The organism is Amycolatopsis sp. NPDC059235 (genome assembly GCF_042754125.1).
Lineage (GTDB): Bacteria > Actinomycetota > Actinomycetes > Mycobacteriales > Pseudonocardiaceae > Amycolatopsis > Amycolatopsis albidoflava.
Genome location: NZ_JBHZAG010000180.1, coordinates 1 through 6,773, shown reverse-complemented (window position 1 = coordinate 6,773; position 6,773 = coordinate 1). Strand labels below are relative to the sequence as shown.

The window sequence follows — 6,773 nt, the reverse complement described above, 5'->3', positions numbered from 1 at the left end:
CAGATGTGGCATTGGGTGCGTCTGACGCACCGAACGCCACATTGGGTGCGTCGCATGCACCCAATGCCACATTGGGGCGCTAGCCGCCCTACCCAACCGCAGCCGACCTACGAAACCAGCCAGGCACCCAGACCCGGCCCTGCACCCCGATACGAAGCCAAAAACACGGGCTGAGGGTGCTTGTCAAGGCATCTTTCTCGCCTTGACAAGCACCCTCGGCCCGTAGTCACGCTCAGCTTCGGGGTGCCCCAACGCAACACGCTTGCGTCAGAACCCCAAGAAAACTCAACCCTGGCTGTCGAAGTCCCGAGCAGCCAACGCCCGAACAATCCCCGCGCGCCCCTCGGAAACCAGCCGCCGCAACGCCGCCGGATGCTCCCCCTCGAGCCACTCATCCGAAGCATTCACCGTCGCCGGCTCAACAGCCCAAGACGGATACAACCCAATCGCAGTCGGCTGCGCCCGCTCGCTCGAACGGCGAGCCCAAACGTCGTCGATAACCTCGAAGTACCGCTCGATGTACTCCCCGAGCAAATGCTTCTGCCCCGGGTGCGAGAACCCGGAAATCAACGCATCGCTGACCGCATTGGGAATCTCGTCGTCGTAAATAGCCCGCTGCCAAGTATCAGCCTTGGCCTCAGCGGTCGGCTGCAGTGCACGCGAACGCTCCGCGTGCCGCCGCCCAGCAGCAGTGTCGTCCCGCTCCTGCTCGGCATTGATCTCGTCCGCACCAGCCTTGCCGTGCGCGACCAACGCCTGCAACAAGCGCCACCGCAGATCAGTGTCCACCGTGAGACCCGGCAACGGCGCGGACTCGTCGAGCCACCCGGCGATCTCCGTCAGGATCTCGTCGCTCAACACTCCACCGGCCAGCGAGTTCACAAACGCCAGCTGATGATCCGACCCAGCCTCCGCGGTCCGAGCCAACTCGAGCAACCGCCCGCTCAACGCGGGCCACCCCTCCGCGGCCGCCCACTTCTGATCGGCGTACGAGTTGAGCGCGGTCTGCGCCTGCAGCAGTAGCCGCTGCACCACGCCGACCTCGCTCTCGGCATGAATCCCGCGGGCCACAAGCGTCACGAAGTCGCGCGCCTTGAGCTCCGCCTCGCGCGTCATCTCCCAAGCAGCCGACCAGCACAGCGTGCGCGGCAGCGATTCGGTGATGTCGCCGATCCGATCGATCAGCGTGGTGAGCGACGCCGGGTCGAGGCGCATCCGGCAGTAGGTCAGGTCGTCGTCGTTGACCAGCACGAGCTTGCCCGCGGCCTGGCCGACCAGGTCCGGGACCTCGGTGCGCTCGCCGGTGACGTCCAGTTCGACGCGGCGGGTCCGGACGATCTTGCCGTCGGCGTCCTCGTCGTACACGCCGACCGCGACGCGGTGCGTGCGCAGCTCGCCGGCACCCGGCTTCGCGCCGGTCTGCACGACCGCGAACGACGCGAAGGTGCCGTCCGCGGCGATCTCGTAGCGCGGGCTGAGCGAGTTGAGGCCGGTGGTCTCCAGCCATTCCGCGCTCCACCACGACAGGTCGCGGCCGGACGCTTCCTCCAGTGCGGCCAGCAGGTCGGCGAGCGTGGCGTTGCCCCAGGCGTGCTTGCCGAAGTAGACCTTGAGGCCGTCGAGGAAGTGGTCGATGCCGACGTAGGACACCAGCTGCTTGAGGACGCTCGCGCCCTTGGCGTAGGTGATGCCGTCGAAGTTGACCTCGACCGCGTGCAGGTCGACGATGTCGGCCGCGATCGGGTGCGTCGAGGGCAGCTGGTCCTGGCGGTAGGCCCAGGACTTCTCGATGTTCGCGAAGCTGGTCCAGGCGTTCTTGTACTCGGTCGCCTCGGCCTGGGCGAACACGCTCGCGAAGGTCGCGAACGACTCGTTCAGCCACAGGTCGTCCCACCAGCGCATGGTGACCAGGTCGCCGAACCACATGTGCGCCATCTCGTGCAGCAGCGTTTCGGCGCGCCGCTCGTAGGCGTAGCGGGTGACGCGGCTGCGGAAGACGTAGTCCTCGAGGAAGGTGACCGCGCCGGCGTTCTCCATCGCGCCCGCGTTGAACTCCGGCACGAACAGCTGGTCGTACTTGGAGAACGGGTACGGGGTGCCGAATTTCTCGTGGTAGAAGGCGAAACCCTGCTTGGTTTCGACGAACAGCCGCTCGGCGTCCATGTGCTCGGCGAGCGACGCGCGGCAGTAGATGCCGAGCGGGATGGTGCGGTGCTCGTCGCGGAACTCGTCGGTCCATTCCGCGTACGGGCCGGCGACGAGCGCCACCAGATAGGTGGAGATGCGCTCGGACTCGGCGAACTGCGTGCGGCGCGCGCCGTCCTCGGTGTCCTCGGCGCTTTCGACCAGCGCGTTGGAAACGACCTTCCAGTCGCGCGGGGCGTGCACCGCGACGCGGTAGACGGACTTGAGGTCCGGCTGGTCGAAGCAGGCGAACATGCGCTTCGCGTCCGCGGTCTCGAACTGGGTGTAGAGGTACACCCCGTCGTCGACCGGGTCGACGAACCGGTGCAGGCCCTCGCCGGTGTTCATGTAGCGGCAGTCCGCGGTGACGACGAGTTCGTTGTCCGCGGCAAGGCCGGGCAGCGCGATGCCCTTTTCCTCGGCGTAGCCGCTGACGTCGAGCTCGGCGCCGTTCAGCACGGCGGAGCGGACGCCTTCGGCGACGAGGTCGATCCACGACGCTTCGCCGGGACGGCTGCTGGAGAACCGCACCGTGGTGGTGGAGCGGAAGGTCTTCTCCCCGGGACGGCCGCGGCCGTCGGTCAGGTCCAGCTCGATGTCGTAGGACGACACGTCCAGCAGGCCGGAGCGCTGCTTGGCTTCGTCACGCGTCAGGTTGGGGGCGGGCACGGGCACCTCTGGTCTTCGGTTCCGGTTGGCACGACGTTCAGCATCCAATCATGACGCGCCCGGAACCGGCGACCAGGGAACAATGCGGAGGGCTTCCCGCGTTGCCTCGCAGTGCGGGGGTTCGCCCCGCCCTCGGCGAGCGCCGGGGAGCAGCCTCGCCGAGGAGCCCGTGAAAAATGACTGACTCGTCCCAGCCCACCACGGTGGACTTCTTCTTCGACCCGATCTGCCCGTTCGCGTGGATCTCGTCGCGGTGGATCCTCGAGGTCGAGAAGCACCGCGAGCTGGACCTGACCTTCCGGGTGATGAGCCTGTCGGTGCTGAACGAAGGCCGCGAAGACCTGCCCGAGCGGTACAAGGCGCTGCTGAGCGAAGGCTGGGCCCCGGTCCGCGTCGCCACCGCGCTGGCGCAGACCCAGGGCCAGGAAGCCGTGCGCGACTTCTACACCGAGTTCGGCACCCGCTACCACAACCAGCACAACGAGGACCGCAAGCTCGTCATCAAGGAGGCGCTGGCCGCGATCGGCGCCCCGGCCGAACTCGCCGAGGCGGGCGAATCGACCGAATACGACGAGGCGCTGCGCAAGAGCCACCACGAGGGCATGGACCCGGTCGGCATGGACGTCGGCACGCCGACCATCCACGTCAACGGCTCCGCGTTCTTCGGCCCGGTGCTGTCGTCGATCCCGCGGGGCGAGGACGCGCTGAAGGTGTTCGACGGCGCGGTCGCGCTGGCCAGCTACCCGGACTTCTTCGAGCTGAAGCGCACCCGGACCGGGGACCTGAACTTCGACTGACCGCTCTCGGGAGTGCTGGTCCCGGTTTCCGCCGGGATCAGCAACCGAGCGCTGCCCTCGTGACGTCCTCGGGGTAGGGCGAGTTTTTCAGCGCCTCCTCGAGCGGCGTCTTGGCGGTCTTCAGCTCATGCAGCCGCAGCAGTCCGTCGCGATGCTTGCGCACGAACGCCTCGTCCACCGGGTCGCCATGGCCGGGGACGACGACGCGCGGTTTGAGCGTGAGCAGTGCGTCCATCGCGGCGGCCCAGGCGTCGAGTTCGTCGTCGGGGCCGAACGAGTACGCGGTGAAGCCGTGCGGACCGTGTTCCACGACGTCGCCCGCGAAGACGACGTCGGCGTCCGGCACGTGCACCAGCAGGTCGTGGTCGGTGTGCGCGGGGCCGGGGTGCACGAGAGTGACGGCGCGGCCGCCGAGGTCGAGTTCGGCGCGGTCGGGCACGAGGCGGTCCGGCGGCATGAGCCCAGTGCGTTCGATGGCGTCGGCGATCTCCGGCTTGCCCTCTTTGCGGTAGTGGGCGGCCCAGGTTTGTTTGTCGGCTTCGCCGTTCTTCAGCAGGGCTTGCAGGCAGCCGGGGTGGGCCCAGACGTCGCATGGCAGGAACGGCGTGGTGCCGAAGGCGTGGTCGAAATGCGCGTGCGTGTAGACAACCGACCACGGCAGCTCAGTCAGCTCACGCACCGCGGCGGCGAATTCGGCGCCTTGGTCGACGTCGCCGCGGGTGTCGATCACCAGGCACTGTTCCTGGCCGAGCACCAAGCCGGTGGTGAGGTCCAGTTCGTCGTACCGGCGGGCGAAAACCCCGTCGGCCACCTCGGTCCAGCTCATTGCCCCTCCAGAATTCCGCGCGACAGCCTCGCCACGCTATCGCTGACGTCGTGCTGGGCAGCGAGAATTACGTCGTTTCCGTGGCCGGTCGCGGCGAGTTCCCGGCCGGAGGTGCAGTCGCGCAGCGCGGCTGGCACATCGGTGGCCGCGTAGGCAGCCGCCGCGAGCGCGGCTTCGGCGGATCGCGATCCGGTCAGCGCGCTGACGATCGCGCCCGCGCCCAGCTGGTCTTCGACGCACGGTCGCAGCGGGCCGAACTCGATGCTTTCACCTTCGCCGAACATGTCCACGCCCCAGCGTTCCCCGGCGGGAATGACGCCGATCGGCCGTCCGTCGGCGATTTCCCTGGCTTTCGCCGCGGTCGCCGACGCATTCCGCAGGCAACCGGCTAATACGTGCGCACCGGTTTTCGCCGCGGCCGCGCAGAGCGTCGCGCCGTTGGGGGAGGGGAGGGCGAGGAGCGTGCCGGACGGGATCTGCGTCACAGAAGACGGCCGGAGCGTCCATTCCTCTTCGCCGGCGACCACCGCTCCCGCTCCGCGCGCCTCGGCGATTCCGCGTTCGTCGCGCCAGCGCACCGGCAGCACGCGGCCGCCCCGGCTGACGACGAGATCCGTTGTGGTGCTGAAGGAAAGCACGTCCACGATGATCAGCACCGCGCACTCCCGGCCGAGGATTTCGACGCCGTCGCCGCCCCATTCGAGCCGTACGTCCGCGCCGTGCTGCGTTGCGATGTCCACCCCCGGAGCATGCCGGGTCGGCGGCGAGATGGCACACTCCCGCTGTGCGTGTCTACTTGGGATCCGACCATGCCGGTTTCGAGCTGAAGAACCACCTTGTCCGCCACCTCGGCGAACAGGGGCACGAGGTGACCGACATCGGTCCGTTCGTCTACGACGCGGCCGACGACTACCCGGCGTTCTGCGTCGAGACCGCGCGCCGCGTGGCCGCCGACGAGGGCAGCCTCGGCATCGTCATCGGCGGGTCCGGCAACGGCGAGCAGATCGCCGCGAACAAGGTGCCGGGCATCCGCGCCGGACTCGGCTGGAGCGTCGAAACCGCGCAGCTGACCCGGGAACACAACCACGCCCAGGTGCTGGGCGTCGGCGCGCGGATGCACACCGAGGAACAGGCGACCGAGATCGTCGAGGCGTTCCTGGCCACGCCGGTCGACCCGGCCGAACGCCACTCGCGGCGCGTGCAGCAGCTGCTCGACTACGAGCGCACCGGCACCCCGCCGGCCCTGCCGGAGGCCTGATGCCCGAGGGGCACACGCTCCATCGGCTGGCCCGTCTGCACAAACGCCGGTACGCCGGCGAACCGGTCGCGGTGCGCAGCCCGCAGGGCCGGTTCGCCGCGGAGGCGGAGAAGCTTGACGGGCAGGTGCTCGTTTCCGCTGAGGCGTACGGGAAACACCTGTTCCACAACTACGGTCCTTTGGGGACAGTTCATGTCCACTTAGGTCTGTACGGCACGTTCGGGGAAGCCTCGCTGCCCGAGACCTCGCCGGTCGGCCAGGTGCGGATGCGTCTCGTCGGCCGCACCCACTGGACCGATTTGCGCGGCCCGACCCGGTGCGAACTGCTGGACCCGGCACAGGTCGACGCGATCAAAGCCCGGCTGGGCCCGGATCCGCTGCGCCGCGACGCCAAGCCGGATCGCGCGTGGGAGCGGATCTCACGGTCTCGGACGACGATCGCGGCGTTGCTGATGGATCAGGCTGTGCTGGCCGGTGTCGGGAACGTTTATCGCGCTGAAGTGCTGTTCCGGCACGGGATTTCGCCGATGATTCCCGGGCGTGCGCTGGATCGCGCATTGTGGGACGACATGTGGGCGGACCTGGTGACGCTGATGCGCGCCGGGGTCCGGGTCGGGCGGATCGACACTGTCGCGCCCGAGCATTTGCCCGCGGCGATGGGGCGCGCGCCGCGCGAGGACCGGCACGGGGGCGAGGTCTACGTTTACCGGCGGGCCGGGATGCCGTGTTTGGTTTGCGGGACGCCGGTGGCGCAGAAGGAATTGGCTGCGCGGAATCTTTATTGGTGCCCTACTTGCCAACCTGCTTGAGTTCGGCGGAGTTTGCCTAGCGCTTGAGCTGGGTTCGCTGCTGGCCGATTACCGCGCCCCAATGAGGTTTTCTCGGTAGTGCGGTCGTGCGGGGATGCGGCCCCACCTGGCTGCGTGGCCCGGTTCCGGCGAAGGTCCGTGAGGGGAACCCTGAGGGAATCAGAGTCCCTCAGGGTTCCCCTCACGGAACTCGGCCTTGCGCGCCAGGTCAGCCGCGGCTGGGTCCGCGC

The 6,773-nt window shown here is 68.5% G+C and carries 6 protein-coding genes; 3 read left to right on the top strand and 3 right to left on the bottom strand.

From position 1 onward, the window contains the following. Nucleotides 1-285: 285 nt before the first annotated feature. On the bottom strand, nucleotides 286-2,853 hold the full coding sequence (gene pepN, locus ACFXI3_RS46975; RefSeq protein ID WP_378408722.1) for an aminopeptidase N: 2,568 nt from the start codon (nucleotides 2,851-2,853) through the stop codon (nucleotides 286-288). 176 nt (nucleotides 2,854-3,029) lie between these two features. Between pepN and ACFXI3_RS46970 the strand changes: the two genes are divergently transcribed. Beyond that, nucleotides 3,030-3,650 (top strand): DsbA family protein, encoded by a 621-nt coding sequence (locus tag ACFXI3_RS46970; RefSeq protein WP_344283369.1) that lies wholly within the window; start codon nucleotides 3,030-3,032, stop codon nucleotides 3,648-3,650. 37 nt (nucleotides 3,651-3,687) lie between these two features. On the opposite strand, the gene ACFXI3_RS46965 is transcribed toward ACFXI3_RS46970, so the two are convergent. Continuing rightward, nucleotides 3,688-4,476 (bottom strand): MBL fold metallo-hydrolase, encoded by a 789-nt coding sequence (locus tag ACFXI3_RS46965; protein ID WP_378408720.1) that lies wholly within the window; start codon nucleotides 4,474-4,476, stop codon nucleotides 3,688-3,690. Continuing rightward, the gene (locus ACFXI3_RS46960) at nucleotides 4,473-5,216 is read right to left on the bottom strand and encodes a 2-phosphosulfolactate phosphatase (RefSeq protein ID WP_378408718.1); all 744 of its coding nucleotides are present in this window, start codon (nucleotides 5,214-5,216) and stop codon (nucleotides 4,473-4,475) included. Before ACFXI3_RS46960 ends, ACFXI3_RS46965 begins: the two co-directional genes overlap by 4 nt. 44 nt (nucleotides 5,217-5,260) lie before the next feature. Here ACFXI3_RS46960 and ACFXI3_RS46955 point away from each other — a divergent pair, with 44 nt between their 5' ends. Together ACFXI3_RS46955 and ACFXI3_RS46950 are read left to right on the top strand one after the other, a co-directional pair. Continuing rightward, nucleotides 5,261-5,734, top strand: coding sequence for a ribose-5-phosphate isomerase (locus ACFXI3_RS46955; protein ID WP_378408716.1), 474 nt, complete (start codon nucleotides 5,261-5,263; stop codon nucleotides 5,732-5,734). Next, a complete protein-coding gene (locus tag ACFXI3_RS46950) occupies nucleotides 5,734-6,543 on the top strand; it encodes an Fpg/Nei family DNA glycosylase (protein ID WP_378408714.1) in 810 nt (269 codons plus the stop codon). The genes ACFXI3_RS46955 and ACFXI3_RS46950 overlap by 1 nt, the downstream gene beginning before the upstream one ends. The last annotated feature ends 230 nt before the right edge of the window (nucleotides 6,544-6,773 follow it).

What these genes read in the sequence shown, in the direction of transcription:
- ACFXI3_RS46970 (WP_344283369.1), top strand. Translation starts at nt 3,030, where the DNA reads ATGACTGACTCGTCCCAGCCCACCACGGTGGACTTCTTCTTCGACCCG.
- ACFXI3_RS46965 (WP_378408720.1), bottom strand. Translation starts at nt 4,476, where the DNA reads ATGAGCTGGACCGAGGTGGCCGACGGGGTTTTCGCCCGCCGGTACGAC.
- ACFXI3_RS46950 (WP_378408714.1), top strand. Translation starts at nt 5,734, where the DNA reads ATGCCCGAGGGGCACACGCTCCATCGGCTGGCCCGTCTGCACAAACGC.